Below are 21973 nucleotides of genomic sequence, written 5' to 3'. Positions count from 1 at the left end.
ATGACTTAAAAGTGTTAACGTGGAAACAAAAGTCTGGGAAGTCCAGCTAACTCACGTTAACATTTACACCTCTCTCAGGCACCTCAACACCCCCTCTTCATATGGCGAAAAATACCACTAAAAAAATAAGCCGAAGAACAGATTTCTTTCTGCTTGGCAGGGCTACCTTCTTCGCTGGGCAAACAAAAAAACCGAAAATCAAATCAATTTTCGGTCTTTTAATATAGGGCATCGTTTCATTTAAAGCCTTATTGTGGGTGATATACCACTCTGTTGCGTCCAGTCTCTTTCGCCTCATATAAGGAATCATCTGCACGCTTTAATAGCTCAATTTTATTTTCTTTATTACCACTGTAAAGTGCCACACCAATACTCGCAGTTATTGGGATTTCAATATCACCATATGTAACAGGATGCTCAGCAACAACACAGCGGTAGCGTTCAAACGTCTCGATTAATTCATTTTCGGGCATTTTAGGTAAGATAATACCAAACTCTTCACCGCCCAAACGACCAATAATATCTTCCTCTCTTAATACCCCTTTAATCCGATTTACCACCTCAACAAGAACGGCATCTCCAGCATCATGGCCATAGGTATCATTTACCACTTTAAACTTATCTAGATCAAACATAGCACAAGCCATCGAAGAGCCATATCGACGAACAAAAGACATCTCTCGATCGAGCATTACTTCAAATGCACGACGATTAGCGACTCCAGTCAAATAATCTGTTGAGGCTAACTCTTCAAGAACACGATTCGACTCAACAAGTCGCCGTCTCATATCTGCAATGCGCTGCATCGCCAACATTTTGGCCGACAAAACCTTCTGACTTATCGGCTTAATAAGGTAATCATCACCGCCAGCGAGAATACCATCTTCTACATCATCGTCTTCAGCGCTTGCACTTAAAAATATAACTGGCAGCCATTCTTGTTTTTGTTGTTCTTGAATTTTACGAATCGACCTGACCGCATCAAAGCCATTCATGAAAGGCATTTGGACATCCATTAAGATCAAATCCAAATCCTGCGAATGCGCCAAAAATTGATCTATTGCTGCTTGTCCATTACTGGCTTCTATTGTTCTATAACCTAGTTTTGATAGGTGGAGCTTCAATAACAAGCGATCTGTGTTGGTATCATCAACAATTAAAACTCTCATTGGCATTACAACATACCCTGTAGTTTATTCTTCACATTTTGGTACATCACAAGTATTTCACGGATTTTAACATCTAAATCAGGAACACTTCTCTGACGACCTTCCTGTTCAAGTTGCGCCGCCATTGAAGACATCGTCATGGCCCCTACGCTCTGGCTGATGGACTTCAAGCTATGAGCCAGTAGCGAGACAGACTCGTAATTAGCTTCAACGGTTTCGTTCAGCATGCTTTCAAGTGACGCCATAATGCTATTCGCATCATCAAAAAAAGCATCAATCAGCAAAGTAAAATCCTCTCCAAGCAACATTTTTAACTCATTAAGTACAGGCTCATCAATAATAGATTCTGACTGAACACTAAAAGCTGATTTAGCCAATGTACCTTTATCTAAATCACCCTGCGATTGTTTATCATTTGGCAACCACTCATTCAACATATCGATAATTTCCTTTTGCTTAAAGGGCTTAGGTACTAAGCCATCACCGCCTGAGCGCAGCACTTCCGATAAAGTTTCAGCCATAACATCAGCTGTTAAAGCTATAATAGGAACACGCTTATTATCACTGTATTTTTCAGCTTGCCTAATACTACGCATCGCCGAAAAACCATCCATCACAGGCATATGTAAGTCCATGAAAATGAGGTCAGGCTGATACGACTTCCACATTTTTAGACCAACTTCACCATTTTCAGCACCAATAACTTCATATCCCATTCTAGTTAGTATGCCTTGCGCCACAGCCATATTGGCTTTCATATCCTCAACAACCAGAATAAGGCCTCCTTTATGACCATTGACATGAAGATCTGACACTTCATTATCATGATGATCAGTATATGAAAGCTGATGACCAAGAATATTAGCAGACAATGCCGCAATCAGCCCTCGTTTCAAGGCCAAAGCACTCATGGGTTTAGCGATACACATGTTCACACCAGCGGCGGCTAATTGACTTTGAGTTAGCTCACCGGCAGAAGACGTCATCAAAATGATAGGTTGATACAAGGAGCCACTCATTTCTCGAATCGCTTCAGAGAGCATCAAACCATCTAACTCGGGCATCATGTAATCTATGACCACCAATTGATATGGGCTTTCTTTATCTATCGCTTGGCCAATGAGGCTTACAGCATGCACAGGACTTAACTCTGTATCTGCATCAATTTCACACGACTTCAGCTGATTTTTAAGTATGGCTAAATTAACTTCATTATCATCAACAACTAACGTCTTCTTACCAAGCAATAAACTCTCATCAACTGCATTTTCAGCGTGAGACATGGCATGACTTTCAGGAAGTGTAAATGTCACCGTAAAAACAGACCCAACATCCAACTTACTAGACAAATCAATATGGCCACCCATTAAATCAACCAATTGCTTCGTAATAGCAAGACCCAAGCCAGTTCCACCAAATTTACGTGTCGTTGAACTATCCGCTTGCACGAAAGCATTAAACAATTGCGGTTGCACATGTTCAGCAATCCCCACCCCTGTATCGGTAATACTTATAGTGAGGTTAACCATGCCTTTCCGATCAACCTCACCTTTTGCAAAGACCAAAACATGGCCAGAACTAGTAAACTTAATCGCGTTGCTAATAAGATTGGTTAAAACTTGCTTAATACGGAAAGCATCTCCCACTAAAAAACGAGGGCAAGATTCATCGCACTCCACTAGCAGGTCGATGCTTTTTTCTTCCGCTTTTATCATTAACAAGCGTACAACATCATAAATAGCTTGTTCTAAATTAAAATCAACTCGCTCAATAGAAAGATGACCGGCCTCTATTTTAGAAAAATCCAACAAATCATTAATTAGCCCCAAAAGCCCTTCTCCGGACTCTTTCAGTATCCGTAATTGCCCCTTCTGCTCCGCATTTAACTTACTACCAGAAAGTAATTCGGCCATACCTAACACGCCATTTAATGGCGTTCTAATCTCATGGCTCATTGTCGCAAGGAAATCACTTTTTGCTCTACTCGCTGCTACGGCTTGATCGCTCGCTTCCCGAAGAAGCACTTCTGTTTCTTTCCTAGAAGTAATATCCATGTTCACGCCAATAAGGTGAGATGCATGGCCTTTTTTATCAAATACTATGGCAGCATTGGATTTCAAGTAACGAACCTGACCATCTTTTCGTATAACCCTGAAATCAAAATCCAAATCTTTAGAAATATGCGAAGCATCTTCTTTACTGGTGAAATACGCTCCGCTTTCTGCTAATCCAGTAAACACTTTTTTTAATCTAACTTGGTCTTCTGAGTAAACGCAATCATCCCAAACCTGTTGCGGCTTTGTTCGTTCGTCTGCAACAAACCCATAAAGCCGGTACATCCAGTCATCCCAATGTAACGCGCCCTCTTGTAAATCGAACTCCCACACACCAATCCCGGCGGCATCTGCTGCGATAGACAAACGCAAGTTAGTATCTATCATTTTTTGCTCAACTTCTAAACGCTCTGTCACATCACGAATATGAGCGATATATCCGCCCAGACTACCGTCAGGGTTTCGAATCATGCTACCAATCGTTTCGGTATGAAAAATCTTTCCTTGTTTGCTTTTATAGCGAACGCGATAGCGATTTAAGACGTCTTCGACATCGTCACCGTATGCTTTGCCCTGTAAAATAAAATCACTTTCTTCGGCATACAAAACCTGAGTCGTTTTACCCTTTAGGTCTGCAAGGCTATATCCAAAAAGCTCTGTAAATGCGGGGTTAAGCATTTTTATTTCACGGTCTCGCCCAACTAAAACAATGGCTTCTGGGGCGTGCTCAAAAAGCGACTCAAAGATTACTTTTTGCTCACGCAGCTCATTCTCATATTGAGCCTGTACAGATCTATCATAAGCATGGGTCATCTCATTACCAACCCACTGAGCAAGCAATTTCATTACTTCATAATCATCATCACCAAAAGCTTTCTTTTTAGGGTTCGGACTAGAAAAATTTAGAGTCCCCCAACGCTTACCGCCAACATAAAGAACAATACCTATATAAGCCTCAAGGCCGAAATTTTGATAACAAGGATGCTCTTTTATATCGCTAATAGCCGTATGAAAATAAGATGTTGGTTTATCACTTTTTAATGTATGTACACAATAAGTATTACCTAAATCGAATATAGTGCCAGGTACCACTTCCCCATTAGGTGTGTGGCTGTATTCCACTCGATACGAGTCACCATTAATGGAGCTTATCAACCCAATTGGTAAAGCAAATTGTTCTGCTCCAACTTGTAAAATGCGCTGCAGTTTTTCCGCTAAAGATAAGCGTGAATTCGCAGTCACTTCATGCAAACGCTGCAAAGTGCTTAACGTTTTTCTTTGGGCGGTAACGTCTTGCATACATAAATACAAGCCCGTGACTTCATCATCAACAATTCGAGGCATGCAATAAGCCCCAATGAAGCGCTGCTCTCCATCAATGCCTTGTCGAACATCATAATAAAAGCGAGCAGACTTTCCCTTCAAGGCTTCTTCTATCCTACTTTTAATAATAGGGTGGGTTGCAAGCGGAATATGCTCTCTAATATGCATACCAACAACATCATCTTTCAAAATTGAAAAACGCTGCTCATAAGTATCATTAATAAACTCATAACAAAGATCTTTATTCACCAGAGCAATTAAAACAGGCACATTATTATTTAAATTGAGAAGGTCTTTGTAAGTAATAAATGCTTGTTGCTTTTCCAGTGGTCGTTGTTCAGGCTTAGGGACAAACAAAGTAGAAAACAACTCAACCAATGTTGCGATGTGTTCTTCCAGACTAGCTGCATCCAATGAACAAGGTTCATTACTGAGAAAAAATAAACTCGCGCCACAATTAGCGATAGGCTCAACGAACGCGCAAGATAGGCAATCAAATTTTGAAAAAAACTGGGGAGCCGAGGAGGTATTTTGAATATCAAAATGGCGATGAGGCGTTAACAATTGAGGATCAAGACATTGATCGGAAAAAGTCTTCCAGTTAAATTGCTCAATCTCACCTGAATACAGCATCCTTCCATCTTTAAAAAGCAATGCAGCACAAGGCATACTCAAAAGAGATCTAGCTACTTTTAAAGCAGCTTCGAACTGACCCATTCACTTCCCCTTGGCTTATTGCATATCAAACGCAATCAAGAAAATAATTATCAACACCTATAAGGCACCCTTCTATTTATAAAAAATATCAGAAAATAAGCCGTCTGCTAGGTAATTGATAGAAATATTATGGCAGTAATTTATCAATCAGAACACAATCTTTGGTGTCATTACGGCTTGCTTTGACTTTGTCTAATATTTTTTGTGCCACTTCTTTCTGACGCGATGAAACGTATTTGGAATCAACTGTTTTTTGAACATTATCTAGATAAGCCTCTAACTTTGGCGTGCAATAGTCGTCAAATGCCAAGACACTAGTTGAAGCAAGGGATAAAGAAATACTAACCAAGGCGGTAGAAAGTGAGACTCTGAGCAACATAACAGTTTCCTAAATAGGCTATTTAATTAGGAAAAATTAGACCATAGACGAAGGCAAAGTGAAACCTTAAGCTGCACTCTATCTAGTCATTTACATGCTTACCTCATCAAGTTGATACGACAACAACTTACCGCGGATACCGAGAAAAGCACTTAGCGGCACTTATCTCGGTACAGCAATAAAATACCGCCCCTATATAGCGATGACCTGATGACAGGTCTTTTGCAGCAAAGCAGCGTCATGACTAACCAGCAATACAGCACAACCTGCGTCACTCGCTAACTCCACCAATAAAGTCGTCACTTCTTTGGCAGTAATAGGGTCAAGGCGCGATGTTGGTTCATCGGCAAATAAAAACACAGGATCCAACAACAAGGCACGCAATATAGCAAAACGTTGTAATTCACCACCAGAAACCGCTAAGCAATTACGTGTAAGGATCCCTTGCGGCAAACTCAACCGAGACATCAAAGGCGCAATACGAGCTTTATCGATACCATGCAAAGTCACCAAATCATCCAATAACTGACCAAGGGACACGCTGGCTGAAAATGCAGACGGCGGATCTTGATACAATTTCAACCATTGATGTGGCTTAGCTGCTTTATTAATTCGAGTAAGCTTACCCGCCGAAATCGGCAGTAGATCCAACAATGCATCTCCAAGTGATGATTTGCCACAACCACTGTCTCCAACAATGCCCACCACTTCACCTCGCTTGATAGAAAAAGACAAACCGTCGAACAAAGTTCTACCGCCTCGCTCTAACCGCAAATTATCAGCTGTCAAAATATCCTCAGCGCTATTATTTCGAATCGTTGGCGCCATATCAGACCAGGCACAGGGTTCGGCAGCAATCAATTCACGAGTGTAGTTGTCTTGAGGAAAATCCAGTATTTGCGTCGCTTCTCCTTGCTCAACTAAACGACCCTTCTTTATTACCAATAACACACCACCTAACTGACGAGCCACCGTCACATCGTGAGTAATTGTCAGTAGACTGCCCAAATTCGAACGCGCTTGCAATAATTGCACAATGCCATCGCGACGAGATACATCCAGCCCTTTCGTTGGTTCATCGGCCAAAATCACATGCGCACCACCCGCTGTAGCCGCAGTAATGGCAAGACGTTGCGCCATACCACCTGACAACTCATCGGGGCGCTTATGCCCATTCCCCTCCAAGCCGACGTATCGTAAATCATCATTAGCGAGAGCAAGCGCTTCTTGTACATCTTTCTCGCGCACGAATTGATAGACCTCTTTGACTTGATCAACCCCCTTCATTAAAGGGTCTAGAGAATGCCAAGGTTCTTGTGGCAGCATTACCATCTCTCGCCCCCAAAGAGCCTGACGCTCTTCTAACGCCATCACCTCTCCAAACACCTCTATTTCTCCTGACACCCTCAAGTCCGCTGGCAACAACCCCATAATAGCTTGTGCTAATAAGCTTTTACCCGAACCAGTCTGGCCCAGTATGGTCAACGGCTGACCTTGATTTAGAGACAAGGAAATAGGCTCTAACAAACAAGTGTCGCCCACATAAACCGCCACATTGGTTAATTTCAGCAACACATTCATGCTCGTTTCCCCGCCAATAAATGAAATGCAAACACCATCAAAGCAATCACCACCAAAGGCTGAGCCAATAACCAAGGCGCATCACTATAATATGGAAACAACTCAACCGTCATCAAACCTAGCTCCGCCAGAGGAGGCTGAATTCCCACATAAACAAAACCCAATGATGCCATGGTTAAAATTGCATTCGCACCGCCGAAGGCAGCCAGCGTGAAAACAGAAGGCGAAATAGCAGGCCAAATATGACGTTTAAATTGATACCAGCGACCAAAGCCCATCATCTGAGATGACTGTCTTGCAGGGCTTTGAATCACACCTTGTGTTATTGCTCTTACAACACGGAAGTATTCCACCCATTGCACCAAGGAAATCGCCAAATACAAAACCAAAAAAGAGCCAGGTGCAATAGCGGCAAACAACAACACAACCACTAAGCCAGGCAAGGCGAGCAAGATATTTACCACAACACCCAAGATGGTATCGACCTTCTTACCACCCCAAACAGCCCACACACCAAATGCGGTTCCGACCAGAGATGATGTCAACATACACAAAAGGCTCAATACAAATGATAAGCCAACAGCGTATGATAAGCGGGTTAACATACTACGCCCTAAATGATCCGTTCCAAGCCAATGCTCCATAGAAGGCGCATTCATAATGGCATCCAGATTCTGCTCTGATAAGCTGTAAGGAGACAATGAAACACCTAGTAACGAGAACGCCAATAAAGCCAGTAAGATAGACAACCCTAGCCATTGAGAAAGTGTCATTTTCATAGTTTTTTTGCTCCTCTTGGATCAATCCATAAGCAGATCAAGTCCACTAAAGTATTGAGCAAAACAAACAATATCCCCATCACCAAAGCAGCCCCTTGAATCACCGGAATATCACGAGCAAAAATCGCATGAGCCAAGCCATGACCAATTCCTGGCCACGAAAATAATGACTCAATCATCACAATCCCTTCAATCATACTAACCAGCTGAATACCGAAAAACGCCACCACAGGCACCGCAATATTACGCACACCGTGCTGACGAAATGTCTGCCACGCCGATAAACCTTTCACGCGCGAAAACTGATAAAAAGCCGACTGAAACGTTTGCTTAGCTGAGTCCCTTACTACTCGGTTAGACACCGCAGCCAAACTTAATGCCAACGTCATAGCAGGCAACACCAAATAAGCAGGCGAGCCAAAACCAGCAACGGGAAACCAATTCCAATGCAATGCGAAAAGCAGAATAAACAACACACCTAAAACAAACACTGGCATCGCCCGAATCACACTGGAAAAGCCCATCAAAACAGAATCCAGTGGATTACCGCGCCATGCACTCAGCAACCCCAACGGCACAGCAATCAAAACAGACAACACTAGCCCTGCGAAAGCCAACAACAGAGAATGCCCAAGCATATGTTGAACGGTATCCATCACTGGCAAACCGCTTACTAACGAATCACCTAACTTAAATTGCAGAAGATCCGTCAGCCAATGCCAATAAGCCGTCAACGCACCTTGATCCAAATTCAACTCTGCGCGCACCAAAGCCGCCGCGTTAGAATCAACATTGTCTTGCCCATAACGACTTGCCGCAATTCGATAGGCCATATCACCAGGCAAAGAACGCATCAAAATAAAGGTCAAGGTACCCACCCCCCAAACCACAGTAATCAATTGAAGCGCTCTTTTTAAAAACATTGCCTTCATGGTTTTACGAACTCCATTTCATTCAAATAAAAGCTGCGTTCAAAGGGGTCAAACCGAAAACCTTTAATACGCTTATTCACCGACGTTTGCTGAACATAAGCGGAAACAGGGATCATCGGGCGTTCGTCATAAAGAATCTGCGCACTACGCTGGGCAATTTTGTTGTATTTCACTGGATCAGACGTTTCTTCTAAGGTCATCAAATCAGCACTTAGCTTTTTATTATTCCAATTCATTGCCCCCCAATCGCCTCCGCCATTGGAACCAAAATCAGACAGCATGACGCCTAACGGGTCCGCGATAAAACCATAGTTACGCGCGATCAAGGCCACTTCTAGCGAACCATCTTGATGCCCCATTGGAATAGCGCTGGAATTCGTCACTTCTACTTTTGTTGTCACACCAATAGCTTGCCACTGAGCCTGAATCGCCGTCGCAACGGTCGTCAATTCTGGTCGATCCGCATAAGTAATCAGTGTTAACTCAAACAGCTCGCCGTCTCTCTCTAGCATTCCTTGCGAGTTTTTCTTCCAACCCAAAGATGTCAACAAAGATTTAGGCGTACCAGCTACCACTTCGGTTTCAGAAGTGACATTCTGCAAATACCAGTTAGACATAGACGCTGGTAATAATTGCTCAGTTTCTGAACCGGGAATGTGCAAAACGCCTCTAGCAATCCCCTTTCGATTAATCGCTAAACTTAAGGCTTTGCGTGCTCGGACGTCTTCTAAGAAGCGATGACCACTGTTTAACTTTAAGACAATGGTTCTAGGAATAGGGCTTGAGAACAAATTTAAATCCTCTACTTTTTGTAGCTAAGGTAAACTAGCCGGATCTAAGCCAAACACAATATCTACTTGACCACTTCTCGCCTGCAACACACGGCTTTCAGCACGATGCCCAGTTAAATAACTCGCATAAGGAATGCTGGCTTTCTTGCCCCAATAGTCGTCAAATTTTTCAACAACAAGCTTGTGTGGCGGCGCAAATTGAAAAACCTTATACGGCCCAGTACCTGACAACACTGATATTTCACCATCTTCACCATAAGCTGCTAACGATAAAATACCATTGGCATAATTCGCTAACACCGCACCCAATAAGGTATATGGTCGTGACAACGAGATAACGACAGAGTGATCGTCCTTGGCTCGAATGCTTTCGATAGGCGCTTTTCCTAACGCACCATGCTTAGATTGAGCCACTAATAGACTGTTCACAACCGCTCTAGCGTCCATTAAAGAACCATCGTGAAAATACACGTCATCACGCAGATCAAAAGTCCACACCTTTGCGTCTTCACTAATATGCCAATCCTTTGCTAACGCAGGAATAAGCAAACCATTTTCATCCACATTCAGCAGAGTCTCTAACACTTGCATACGGCTATATACATAACCATTTTTTGAGGGGTCTAGACTAGTAAACTCAAAAGCAGCACTAATCGACACAGTGTTCGATGATGTCGGCCCAGAGCAAGCGGTAACGGCCAGCAGCCCACCCAATATAGAGACGCAAAATAGTATTCGTTTTAAAAGAGGCATTACACTCATGTCTATATTATCCATAACAAAAAAATAAAAAGTTATGGTATAACACTTTAAATGATCATGACAATCATTTGAGAACGAATCTCATTAATACCGATACTTATCCAATAACAAAGTTCTGGGGGTGACCAAATATGAGGCGAAAGATGTAACAAGACTATGTTAACTAAGGGCAGAAACTGACTATTTACCTCCATTACAACCAGCGTACAGGTTGCGTCAAACGATAAATCAACCATTGCCTCTGTAGGTAAAGTCGAGGGGGTTTACGGCTGCTTGGCATATCGCCTGTCAAAGATTTTCGACAACTGCTCATAGCGAGCAGTTGATATATTGGAATGTCGCCATCTCATGTTTCGCAACATGGTGCATATTTCCTTGTAAATCAAACAGGCCTGCACGAGCTATGTCTGTTCCTACGTCGACACCAATGACATAAGAAGCGGATACGTCATGAATAAACAGCCTACCTAAATAAACTCATGCAAAAAATTATCCAAATAACCAAAAGCGCGTTGCGCTATTTGTGGATTGTATTGGCTACCATGCTCCGGATTGTTCGCACTAGGTAACATAAACGAATGCATTGTGTTGCTAAAATCAATAAACTGAAAATCCATTCCTAGACTGTCCCAATAACGTTTTGCTTCTTGGGCATCATCTTCTGACACCAAAGGGTCTTGGTAACCATTTAACACTAAGACTTTAGCCTTGGTATTGGCTTTTACTTCCGACTGAGCACGGAAAAAGCTCATTAAGCCATGAAAACTCACTGCACCAGCACTGCTTTCAAGATGCAGACCGGCTTCCAAAGCCAAACGCCCTCCTAGGCAAAAACCGACATGCACAATGGTTTTGCCATGAATAGCATCACAAGCTGATTGCGTCAGCCCATCCATCAACTCGTGCAAAGGTTCCGCTTCTGCCACTAAGGCTCCCATTTTTGCACGCTTCTGATCCATTTCAACAGGATTCTCATCCATCCCATACAAATCAATTGCTGTGGCTGAAAAGCCTAATGAGGCGATTCGGTCAGCAATGCCTTTTTCAAAATCCGTTAATCCAGAAAACGTTGGCCATATAACCACCTGAATATGGCTTTTTTCCGAGCTCAGACCATCTACTTGATAATGCATACGCTTCACATTGTCTTTAAATATCGCTTCAAATGTCTGGTTCACTGGCAACCCCTTAAAGATTTCATGAATAATGTTTTCCAGTGTAACCAGCAAAATAGAATGAAATCAATCGACGTTCTTATACACTCCTCGTTTAATATCATTCTTGTATTGACAAATTATAATCAAACTACACATCTTCTAACGCTAACAAGTTTCTTATGTTTTGTCTTTTTCTAACGAGACGATTCAGTCCTTTATCCACCAAAATTTCAGGCGCTAAGGGGCGACTATTGTAATTTGACGACATAGAAGCACCGTACGCACCAACATCATTAAACACCAACAAATCACCCACTCTTGGCTTATCCAATGCTTGATGGCAAATCACGCCACTGGCATCTTGGGTAAACACATCACCAGATTCACACAAAGGTCCTGCCACAGCATACTCAACTGCACTAGATGATGTGTCTATTTGATCGGTAAATTCGCTTTGATGGAGTACCTCTATTTCATGATAGCTGCCATACATGCTTGGCCTTAGAAGGTCATTAAAACCGGCATCGACTAAAACAAAATGATGCTGAGCGGTTGACTTCAAACAATGGATTTCTGCGACTAAAACGCCCGCGCTAGCAACTAAAAATCGTCCAGGCTCTACTTCTAGTTTAATATCATGACCTAAATGATTTTCTATCTCTTTACGTGCCTCATCCCACAAACCAAAAAACGCCTTAGTATCTAACTCGCTATCATTTTTAGAATACGGTGTAGGAAGCCCGCCTCCAGTAGAAATAGCTCGAATATCAACATTGGCAAATTTCACTGTGTCGATCATAGCCTGACAAGCCTGAGACAAATGTTCTAAATCAGAGCCCGAACCAATGTGCATATGAATGCCAATTAAATCCAAGCCATATTGGTTAACTAGAGAAATGGCCTGCGGCAAATCTTCTAGTGAAATTCCATGTTTGCTATTAGGTCCACCGGTATTGGTCTTTTCACTATGACCATGGCCAAATCCTGGATTCACTCGAATCCAAATAGGATGACGTGGAGACGATTCTGCGATTCGATGCAACATATCCATAGAGCCAATATTGACAGGAATGTCGTGTTGAATAACCAATGCTAACGTTTCACGATCTATCACATCAGCAGTAAATACAATACTTTCAGGATTGTCGCTATTGCTGTAACCCGCTGCCAAACTTCTTTCAATTTCTCCAGCAGACACAGCATCTACCATTACGCCTTCTTCTCTCATCAATCGTAGAATATGTGTATTCGAGCAAGCTTTTTGCGCGAAACGAATGACATCAAAGTTTCGGAGCTGTTTTATTTGTTGCCGAATAGTGGCCGCATCGTATATCCAGGCTGGCGTACCAAATTGCTGGGTTATTTCTATTAGTGTATTAGAATTAAAAATAGTCACTTAACCGTGCCCCTATAGATTACTCGAATCGATTTTTTGAGTTATTTAAGATGAATCAATCATAGCGCCCGACTAAAAATACAAATAATATCTATTCATTCGAATTCCATTCACTTTTGATATGACTTATGAAACTAACATTCCGACAAATTGAAATATTCAATGCTTTGATGACGGCGGAAAGCGTGACCAGCGCCGCCGATATGTTGCATACCTCACAACCGACCATTAGCCGAGAATTAGCAAGACTGGAGCAAATAATCGGGTTCAGCTTATTTGAGCGAGTACGAGGGCGTCTTAAACCAAGCAACGCGGCTTACACGCTTTTTGAAGAGGTAAAACGCTCTTACATTGGTTTAGAACGAATTTGGTCAACCGTTGAAGATTTACGCACAGATCAGATCGGAAGACTGTCCGTACTTACATTACCTGCTTTTTCCCAGTCTCTGTTACCGGGCGCATGTCTGAAGTTTTTAGATACAAACCAAAATGTCGGTATTTCTATCTCTGTGCAAGAACCACCATTTTTAGAACAAAGCCTAACACACCAGCAATACGACCTTGGTTTGACTGAAAATAATTATTCTCCTTCAGGTACCACACTAAAGCCCTTATTAAGCATCAATGAAGTCTGCATTTTGCCAAATGGCCATCCATTATTGTCAAAAGACGTCATTGATATCCGCGATTTCGAGGGTCAGTCTTTTATTAACTTATCCCCCACCGATCCCTATCGCATAAAATTGGATGAAGAGCTTTATCGGCTTGGCATCGATCGTAAAACTATCGTGGAAACACCCACTGCCGCGTCAGTCTGCCAACTAGTCAGCAAAGGCGCAGGGATTGCCATCATCAATCCACTGACAGCGTTGGACTTCATTGATCATGGTCTACACATCCGCCCTTTAAATGTATCTTATCCTTTCACCATTAATATTCTTTTGCCCTTACATCGCCCTTTTAACCCTTTTTTAGACGACTTTATTGCAGCACTGGAAACAGAAGCAAGAGAGATTCAGACAAAAATCAACCAGTACTCCACACCTTTGCGTTAAATATGCTCTCTCTGTCACTAAGAAACCTTTATGCATCAGCCAAAAGCAACAAAAGTTGTCTGCTCAAAACAAAAGGGTTAACCTGACAGAATTAATCACTCGAAGGCAAATAAAACAATTATTTAGGAGAGCAACATGTTATCTGGAAGCTGCTTATGTAATGGTGTTCAATACGAGATACAAGGTGAACTCGGTGACATTATGCAATGTCATTGCCAAAAGTGCCGCAAGGCTAACGGCTCTGCTTTTGCTACCAATGCAGGGATCCCAACAACGGCGTTTACTCTCGTACAAGGAACTGAACTACTGGCGGAATACGAGTCAACGCCTGGTGTTTTCCGTGTCTTTTGCAAGCAGTGCGCATCGCCACTTTACAGCCGTCGTCCACATATGCCAGAACTACTTCGCCTACGCATTGGCACTCTAGATACGAAAATAAACAATAAACCATCTTCGCATATCTTTGTCGGCTCAAAAGCCGAATGGTTCGACATCTGCGACGATATTCCGCAATACGAAGAACGGCCAGCGGTATAGTTTATTCGTTCGAGATTTAGTAAAAGGGAGTGAATACAAACTCTCTTTTACTAAAAAACATTCAGGTTTCAAGATAGCTTAACCATAACTCAGATAGTATTTTACTCTGTCATTCGCTGTGGCCCTGCGCCTTTTTCTCCTAAAGTATCAGATGGATTAAGAAGTCGGCACTTTTCAAGAGAAAGGCAGCCACAGCCAATACAATCGGCCATCATGTCTTTCAGTTCTGTTAACTGTGTGATCTTCTTATCAAGTTCATCTTGCCACCTTAACCCCAATGCCTCCCAATCTTCTAGGGTAACGCGAGCTCGATTTGGCAACCCTTCCAGTTCCAACAAAATGTCTTCCAAAGAAAATCCTGTCCGCTGAGCAACCTGAATAAGGGAAACAATCCGAATAACATGCTTTGGGTACTGTCTGTGGTTGGATGTATTTCTTTGGCTTTTTATCAAGCCTTTTCTTTCATAGAAATGCAAAGCTGACACAGATACGCCAGTCCTTTCACTTAAAACGCCCACAGAAATCCACTCAGAAATGAGTTTTTTTTGCATTTGATGCTTGACCTCAACTTAAGTTGAGGTCGCAGAATAGCGGCAAATTCAATCTGACTCAAGCTCATTACTTAATAAAACAGCTAGAAAGTACTTAAAAGAAGACTATCTATACTTAGGAAGCAAACCTTAATGAAAACCAGTCTATTAGAACCCAGAGCACTTTGCTTGCTGCTAATCTCGACGTTAACAGTTATGTCTAATATTACCATCGCCCCCGCCTTACCAGGTTTAGCCAATGAATTCTCGGGAACACCGGAAACCGATTTTTTGGTAAAGATGCTATTACCAATTCCAGCTCTGTTTGTTGTTATTTTCGCGCCGGTGTTCGGTTGGACAGCCGATAGGTTTGGCCGAAGAAATCAAATTATCATTGCTACTATCGTCTTCTCCATTACTGGTGCCGCTGGTGCTCAGCTGCAGGGGCTAGAAGCCATCGCTATCAGTAGAGCGATCTTAGGTATTTGTGTCGCAGGACTAATGACCGCTGTGACATCGCTAATATCTGATTATTATTCTGGCCAGAAAAGAAGCCAGTTTATGGGTTTGCAACAAGCTTTCTCTAGTGTTGGTGGCATCCTCTTCATTGTCACAGCTGGCTATTTGGCCAACACTAGCGCACGGCTTTCCTTTTATATTTATGCGGTCGCCATCCTATTTGTACCGCTGATATTTCTATCTATTACTGAAAACAAACACATAGTTCATCTAAGCGATCATCAGCAAGACAATAAAAATACGCGCTGGAAGCGGCCGCTCATTGGCTGCTCAATTCTTATTTTTTGTCACTTTATGGTCTTTTATATCCTACCAACACAAATACCATTTTTCATGTTGGAAATTGGCATAACTGACCCTAGTAAATCAGGTTTAGCAATCGGAGTGGGTACATTCCTGTCGGCTCTCTCAAGCATATTCTTTGGCAAGCTTGTTGCCAAAATCCAAAGTTATGGTGTAGCACTCATTGGCTTCATAGCCATGGGTCTTGGCATGCTCGTGCTATCACAAGCCGCATCATTCAGCTTGGTTATTCTTGGTTGCGGTCTTATGGGAATCTGTATGGGATTGGTAATGCCAAATTTCATGGCTAAAGGCATGGAGCTCGTACCAAGCAACAAACGCGGACTCGCATCTGGTGTGCTGACCAACAGCATCTTCATTGGGCAATTTGTTTCACCTTTTATCACTTCCGCTCTTATCACCAAACTGGGATACAGCGACTTCTACTTCTTAGCAGGGGCTTTCACTTTCGTTCTAGCCCTTGCAGGCGCAACTACCCTGAAAAAGTAACCAACCCTTGTTACAAACTTCAATAAAGGAAAATAAAATGAAAATACTTACTTTTGGCACAAGCAACAGCAAAAACTCTATCAATAAAAAGCTAGCTTTTTATGCTGCACAACAAATCCATAACGCGGATATCTCACTAATCGACATTAACGACTTTGAAATGCCGATATACAGTGAAGACAGAGAAAAAAAATCTGGTATTCCACAGCTAGCACACGATTTTTATAATGCCATTGGTGAAGCAAATAGCATCGTTATGTCATTCGCTGAATACAATGGCTCTTACACTTCGGCCTATAAAAATTTATTTGATTGGACTTCACGAATAGACAGGAAAATTTTTCAAAATAAACCTGTTCTTATGCTGTCCACCTCACCAGGTTCAAAAGGAGCGCAAAGTGTTTTAGCCGCTGCGAAGGCCTCAGCTCCCTTTTTTGCAGCCAACGTCATTGCCGCAATTTCATTGCCTAACTTCTACGATAATGTTGATGCCAAAACTGGCGTAGTTACTAATGAGACGTTTAACCAAAGCTTATTTGAAGCCATCGATAAACTTTAAATTTTCCGGACGTTGAGGGGTGATTTCCTCCATTGCTTAACGGGCTCAACCATCGATGTACTGACGACAAAGATGGGTGAGTTCGTGACTAGTACAAATTAAAGATGCGAATACTGCAGCGGCAATACAGCAACTATAAAAAGTAAAATCAAACAGTAACACTAAGGTTAAAAGGGAATATCTGATTTGGTAAAAGCAAACAATCTAAGTTAATTTTTCTACGATTTATGGTGATTATTAAAAAATGGCGCTCTTTGAGGTATCTCGAAAAGGCTTGAGAAAACGGTTGTTATGAGAGTCTACGATGTGAAAAACAAGGCATTTTTTGTCGACAATCATTTAACGATGCCCTTGTTATATTAAATACGAAATACCCTGGTTCTTCCTGTAAATTGACTAAACATTCGCCAAATGGGGAGTACAAAGCACTATGTCCGTAGGTTTGTCTGGTTTCATTATGCCAGCCACACTGATCGACACCCAAAACGTAGCATTGATTTTCAATCGCACGAGCGGCCAGTAGAATATCCCAGTGAGCTTTTCCAGTAACATAAGTAAAAGCAGCGGGCACCAATAAAACTTCGGCTCCCATTTTCGTTAGCTCTCGATACAGTTCAGGAAAGCGTAAGTCGTAGCAGATGCTGAGGCCAATATTAAAACCATCCACTTCAATGACTTTTAAATCCAGCTCTCCAGGTTCAATAAAATCAGACTCTCTGTAGGATGTCGCTTTATCATCAACAGTAACATCAAACAAATGAATCTTGTCGTAACGCTCAATGAAGGCACCATTAGGTCCAACAAGCCAACATGTCTGCCTGACTCGGCCATCAGAAATCTTGCTGTCATCAGCTTTCAATAATGAAGGGTGCGAACCAACAACAAGATAAATAGAGTGCTTCTGAGCTAAATCTGACATCTCTTGTAACAGGATATTTTGATCATTTGATTCCGCCAACTCCCTCATTGCTTTACCATTAAACAAAAAAACATTTTCAGGCAACACAACTAATCTAGCACCGTCCGCTACAGCTGATCCCACAAGTTGTTTTACGTGATTTAAATTTTCACGCCAATTTTTAGTACTCGTCAATTGAATTGCTGCGATACAAAGTGAGTTCATCAATCTTTTTTCTCTAATGGTCTATAGCGAATTGGTGTCATAACAGGACTATTAAAAGAGCCTTCAACCTTATATTGCACACTTGTCACTTTGGAAAGTTGATCACCAATGAGTTTGTCCGTTATAAACAAGAGTCCAGCTAATTGCGGTGTCCCCCATAACAACCCGGCCAATGGTAATGTACCAGTTAAAGGAAATGTAGCGGTCAATTTCTCATTTAAAGTTTCGTTGACAATATCAGCCTCTCCAGCAACAACCAACTCGGCAGAAGGAGCAATAATTGAAATGGGAGATATTGTTTTTAATATCCCATTACCTAGAGACAATGTCCCACTGAACTCGTCATACGTTAATCCAGGCTCATATACATCAGAGAAATCCAATAACAAACGTCGACTAAGAGCACCTATATTGAAAATACCTAACGCTTTTAAAAATGCGGGCAATTCATCCACTTTGCTGAAATTCCCGTTTTCAGCAGAGAAACTAATACGACCCGATACAGACTCTCGATCAAAATGGAATGGATGCCCTTTCCAGCTAAGACCTACATCAAATTTATATTTTTTTGAAGAGACAAAGGCTTCACTAGAAAATTTCTTAGTTAATTCTGCTAAGTCTTGTCCACTAGCAGCTATGACTAGCTCGACATTCGAATCATCATTATGATCCTGCCAGAATAAATGACCTTTAAAATCACCTGTTTTTAGCTTTGATGAAATCGGGTCTATTCGAACCATATCACCCGCTCTAGAAATAGTCAGTTGCCAATCCCCGTAGGGCTTTTCATTGAAATACAGTTGATCGACAGACAAGGTCATATTGGGAATTTGTCTGGCGGAGATAGGCGATGACTTGGACTCAGACGAATCTGACTCAGAAGTATTCCAGCTCAAAAAACCAAAATGAAGATCCGGATCTCCATCCTTGTAGATTAAGGAAAAGTTCATCTCATCCGAACTTACAAAAAGAGATTTATTTTTCGCTGCATTATAATCAACTTTAAAGTTGTGCCAGGTGTTACTAGGATTGATAACGACTTCATCAACAATTAAGTCTACTTTACTCAACCATTCAGGAATCTCCGGAACCTCAGCACCATCCGAAGACGTGGATACATCCCCGGAGAAATCTGCGAAAGCAGATTGCCAATCCTGAAGGTAAAAACGATCGAAATCACCCGTTAACACCAACCCTTTAGGGATATTGGCACTTACAGCCTGATCTTTTCCACCGTTTAAAATCACCTCACCACCAATAAACTCGTTACCTTTCAGCAAAAACCTTGCCTTAGATAAATCTGCATAATCTGCATCAATAACAATATCTTTTTCGTGTTGCATTACTTTTATGCGTAACGCCGCTTTTCCTTCAGCCTGTTTACCAACTGGCTCAGGCAAGTCAATATTCACACCAAGTAAATCACTATCAATCACTAAATCCACTTGACCATCTTGTGACTGATTAACAGACAAATGCCCGTTATAATTTGCATTGCCCGACATTTTTTGAAGTGCCGCTTCAGGCAGCTTATTCCAGCGAGCGACTTGTTTAATTCCAATGTCACCTGAAAAATCCCCCAACACAGCAAGGGTTCCATTTTGAGCCTTTACAGAAGACAAAATAAGATGTGATGCCCCACCAAGGGCCTGAATATCAAACTCCGAATTGGTTATACCTTGATCCGAACTGTAATTTAAATGTCCGCTATCAACGTGAGCTGAAAGGTCAATATCATCTATAACGAGTGCATTATTGTTAAAATCTAAACCCAGCTGAACCTTAGGATCTACCTCCTCTTGAAAAGGAATGGCAATATCAAAACTCCCTTTAACCTTACCGCCCAACTTCCAATTCTCAAAAGGCTGTAATACAGAGTCAGCTAATGGCGTGGTTCGTAAAGTCGTTAAAATAAGAGGAGCTTTGTCGTTAATTTCACCTTTTAGATTTAGCCAGTCAGCAGAGTTATTAGAAATAGGAACCGTTAATAATAAATCTTTCACTGGTAAATCAAGTAAATTAGCGGAATCGACCTGAACGACAACACCGCTTTCATCAAACTCAAACCTACCATTTACCTCGGTTGCTGTTGGCCATGCTTTATCAAATGTTACATCAGCACCACTTACTGCCAGCTGCACACGAACATGAGGTTCAGCGCCATCCACCAGCTCGCTTTGAACCAATACATCGACACTATCTAGTTTGCCCGCATCTGAAAAAGCGTCTTTTATCCATGACATTAGTTCATCGCTAAGTGCATTGGGAGGAAGATAAGTTAATCGATCTACAACAGAGACATTGCTACCATGTAAATCTAATGCGATCCAATCAGAACGCTCATCTCTTACCTCTAACCGGAACCCGCCATTGACCCTCGCACCATTGCGCTGGACAACAAGATCACGCCCCTCGACTAAGAAAGCATCTTGTTGCTGCTGCCAATTCACATAACCAGAGAGAAAATCCGTAGGCCAAGATTCGTCATACAAGGTATCAAAAGCTATCTCACCATCATGCCCACGAAAATCGATATACCCACCGTCATCGGATAAACTAAAAACAGCATTAATATTACTAGCCTGAGGGATTCCTTTATAACCTTCAACTGAAGCTGATTGTAGATTGCTTAAAAATTGAAAGGACAAGTCATCGTTTTCACGCCCTATACTAATAGACCCATTTTTAGCCATTCCTCTTGGATTAAGTCCATTCAAAATTTTTGAAGCATTAGTGTCCTCAGGGAGGAAATGTGCGGCAATGCTGTGCGCCAAACCTAAATCAGCTCGCGCAAAGCTAACATTCGAACGATTTTTCACTGATGACCAATCAAAGGTTAAATCTGTTTCTGGGTAACTTAAGCCACTTTGATCTTTAATTGATAGCTTACTAACATCCATTCGTACGCTTGGATTTTTTTCAGAATATTTCAGCTTAATAGAAGACGTTAATTCATACTGTTGACCATCTTCAAATGCCACCTTGAACTGTGTCGCCTCTGTCCTAACCTCTAATTCCTTGCCAATAGTAGCGTCTAACCAAACATCACCACCAAGCTCCACTGAAGACAACATGTAAGTGTTATTTGGCAACATGTCATTTAAAGGAACAGAGAAAACTGGCGCTTTAACAGACGCTTTTACTCGATACCCCCCAAGCAAACTTCGAGCTTTATCCAGTCGAGCATCAATTTGAAAAGGTGATTGATAGCCATCTAAATAGAGCTCTGAAGTAAATAAGGATTCAAACGACTTTTGAAAGATATAAATGTGGGGAATACGTATAGCATGCTTCCCAAATTGTTCACTATGAACATCGACCTTGGCATCGTATATAGAGAAATTTTGCTGTGCAGATAAGTAGTCTAAAACACGCTCAACACCTACATCATTACCAACATTTCGTGAGGGCTTTGCGCCATTCAATCGCCATAAACCCTCGCTTTCTTGCAACACAACTGTGGGACGAACAAAACGAATATAAGTAAACTGAGGACTAAGAGTTAGAAGTGATTTAACCGTATCCAATCGTAGTCGCATTTCACTAACGCTGATCGCTGACTGATCGTTAGCCATCAAATGAAAACCACTAATAGAAACAGTAGGGTCTATCCCCTCAAGGCGCCCATCAATACCCTCTAATGAAACAGGATACCCCGTAATTTGTTGGAGGTTATGCTCTATTTGAGGACGATAATGATCCAGGTAAGGAAGTAACTGGCCGACACTTAGAGCAAAAATGGCAAGTAATGCCGAAAAAACAATTGCACCCCAAAACGTGAACAGGACCAGCTTACGTATCAACCAACGCATCTTAGT

The 21973-nt window shown here is 41.8% G+C and carries 15 protein-coding genes and 1 pseudogene; 4 read left to right on the top strand and 12 right to left on the bottom strand.

What is annotated here, in order from left to right:
- Nucleotides 1-248: 248 nt before the first annotated feature.
- The 9 genes and pseudogenes from DFP80_RS15110 to lysA form a co-directional block, all read right to left on the bottom strand.
- The gene (locus tag DFP80_RS15110; RefSeq protein ID WP_113917645.1) at nucleotides 249-1175 is read right to left on the bottom strand and encodes a GGDEF domain-containing response regulator; all 927 of its coding nucleotides are present in this window, start codon (nucleotides 1173-1175) and stop codon (nucleotides 249-251) included.
- Complete coding sequence (locus DFP80_RS15105) at nucleotides 1175-5263, bottom strand: response regulator (RefSeq protein WP_113917644.1); 4089 nt, start codon at nucleotides 5261-5263, stop codon at nucleotides 1175-1177. Before DFP80_RS15105 ends, DFP80_RS15110 begins: the two co-directional genes overlap by 1 nt.
- 127 nt (nucleotides 5264-5390) lie before the next feature.
- Nucleotides 5391-5642: a hypothetical protein gene (locus DFP80_RS15100; protein ID WP_113917643.1), complete on the bottom strand. Its 252-nt coding sequence runs from the start codon at nucleotides 5640-5642 to the stop codon at nucleotides 5391-5393.
- Between the two features lie 192 nt (nucleotides 5643-5834).
- Entirely contained in the window at nucleotides 5835-7223 is a 1389-nt protein-coding gene (locus tag DFP80_RS15095) for an ABC transporter ATP-binding protein (protein WP_113917642.1), read from the bottom strand.
- Nucleotides 7220-8002, bottom strand: a complete 783-nt coding sequence (locus tag DFP80_RS15090; protein WP_113917641.1) for an ABC transporter permease — start codon at nucleotides 8000-8002, stop codon at nucleotides 7220-7222. Before DFP80_RS15090 ends, DFP80_RS15095 begins: the two co-directional genes overlap by 4 nt.
- On the bottom strand, nucleotides 7999-8934 hold the full coding sequence (locus tag DFP80_RS15085) for an ABC transporter permease (protein WP_113917640.1): 936 nt from the start codon (nucleotides 8932-8934) through the stop codon (nucleotides 7999-8001). The genes DFP80_RS15090 and DFP80_RS15085 overlap by 4 nt, the downstream gene beginning before the upstream one ends.
- Nucleotides 8931-10316, bottom strand: a pseudogene (locus tag DFP80_RS15080) (ABC transporter substrate-binding protein). The gene DFP80_RS15085 and the pseudogene DFP80_RS15080 overlap by 4 nt, the downstream one beginning before the upstream one ends.
- 638 nt (nucleotides 10317-10954) lie before the next feature.
- Complete coding sequence (locus DFP80_RS15075; protein ID WP_113917639.1) at nucleotides 10955-11665, bottom strand: dienelactone hydrolase family protein; 711 nt, start codon at nucleotides 11663-11665, stop codon at nucleotides 10955-10957.
- 127 nt (nucleotides 11666-11792) lie between these two features.
- Nucleotides 11793-13040: a diaminopimelate decarboxylase gene (gene lysA / locus DFP80_RS15070; RefSeq protein ID WP_113917638.1), complete on the bottom strand. Its 1248-nt coding sequence runs from the start codon at nucleotides 13038-13040 to the stop codon at nucleotides 11793-11795.
- A 128-nt stretch (nucleotides 13041-13168) separates the two neighbouring features.
- Here lysA and DFP80_RS15065 point away from each other — a divergent pair, with 128 nt between their 5' ends.
- Both DFP80_RS15065 and DFP80_RS15060 read left to right on the top strand, forming a co-directional pair.
- Nucleotides 13169-14095 carry a LysR family transcriptional regulator gene (locus DFP80_RS15065; protein WP_113917637.1) on the top strand — a complete coding sequence of 309 codons (927 nt, stop codon included), beginning with the start codon at nucleotides 13169-13171 and terminating at the stop codon, nucleotides 14093-14095.
- 135 nt (nucleotides 14096-14230) lie between these two features.
- Complete coding sequence (locus DFP80_RS15060) at nucleotides 14231-14632, top strand: GFA family protein (protein WP_113917636.1); 402 nt, start codon at nucleotides 14231-14233, stop codon at nucleotides 14630-14632.
- A gap of 101 nt (nucleotides 14633-14733) precedes the next feature.
- Here the strand turns inward: DFP80_RS15060 and soxR are convergent, their stop codons facing one another.
- A complete protein-coding gene (gene soxR / locus DFP80_RS15055; protein WP_113917635.1) occupies nucleotides 14734-15183 on the bottom strand; it encodes a redox-sensitive transcriptional activator SoxR in 450 nt (149 codons plus the stop codon).
- 132 nt (nucleotides 15184-15315) lie between these two features.
- Here soxR and DFP80_RS15050 point away from each other — a divergent pair, with 132 nt between their 5' ends.
- Together DFP80_RS15050 and DFP80_RS15045 are read left to right on the top strand one after the other, a co-directional pair.
- A complete protein-coding gene (locus DFP80_RS15050; RefSeq protein ID WP_113917634.1) occupies nucleotides 15316-16473 on the top strand; it encodes an MFS transporter in 1158 nt (385 codons plus the stop codon).
- A 37-nt stretch (nucleotides 16474-16510) separates the two neighbouring features.
- On the top strand, nucleotides 16511-17032 hold the full coding sequence (locus DFP80_RS15045) for an NADPH-dependent FMN reductase (RefSeq protein ID WP_113917633.1): 522 nt from the start codon (nucleotides 16511-16513) through the stop codon (nucleotides 17030-17032).
- 289 nt (nucleotides 17033-17321) lie between these two features.
- On the opposite strand, the gene DFP80_RS15040 is transcribed toward DFP80_RS15045, so the two are convergent.
- The gene (locus tag DFP80_RS15040; protein ID WP_113917632.1) at nucleotides 17322-18155 is read right to left on the bottom strand and encodes a carbon-nitrogen hydrolase family protein; all 834 of its coding nucleotides are present in this window, start codon (nucleotides 18153-18155) and stop codon (nucleotides 17322-17324) included.
- Nucleotides 18155-21967, bottom strand: a complete 3813-nt coding sequence (locus tag DFP80_RS15035; RefSeq protein ID WP_113917631.1) for a YhdP family protein — start codon at nucleotides 21965-21967, stop codon at nucleotides 18155-18157. Before DFP80_RS15035 ends, DFP80_RS15040 begins: the two co-directional genes overlap by 1 nt.
- Nucleotides 21968-21973 lie beyond the last annotated feature (6 nt).

Source organism: Marinomonas rhizomae (genome assembly GCF_003315485.1).
Lineage (GTDB): Bacteria > Pseudomonadota > Gammaproteobacteria > Pseudomonadales > Marinomonadaceae > Marinomonas > Marinomonas rhizomae.
The sequence above is the reverse complement of the archived record's forward strand: the minus strand, read 5'-3'. Positions and strand labels throughout refer to the sequence as shown.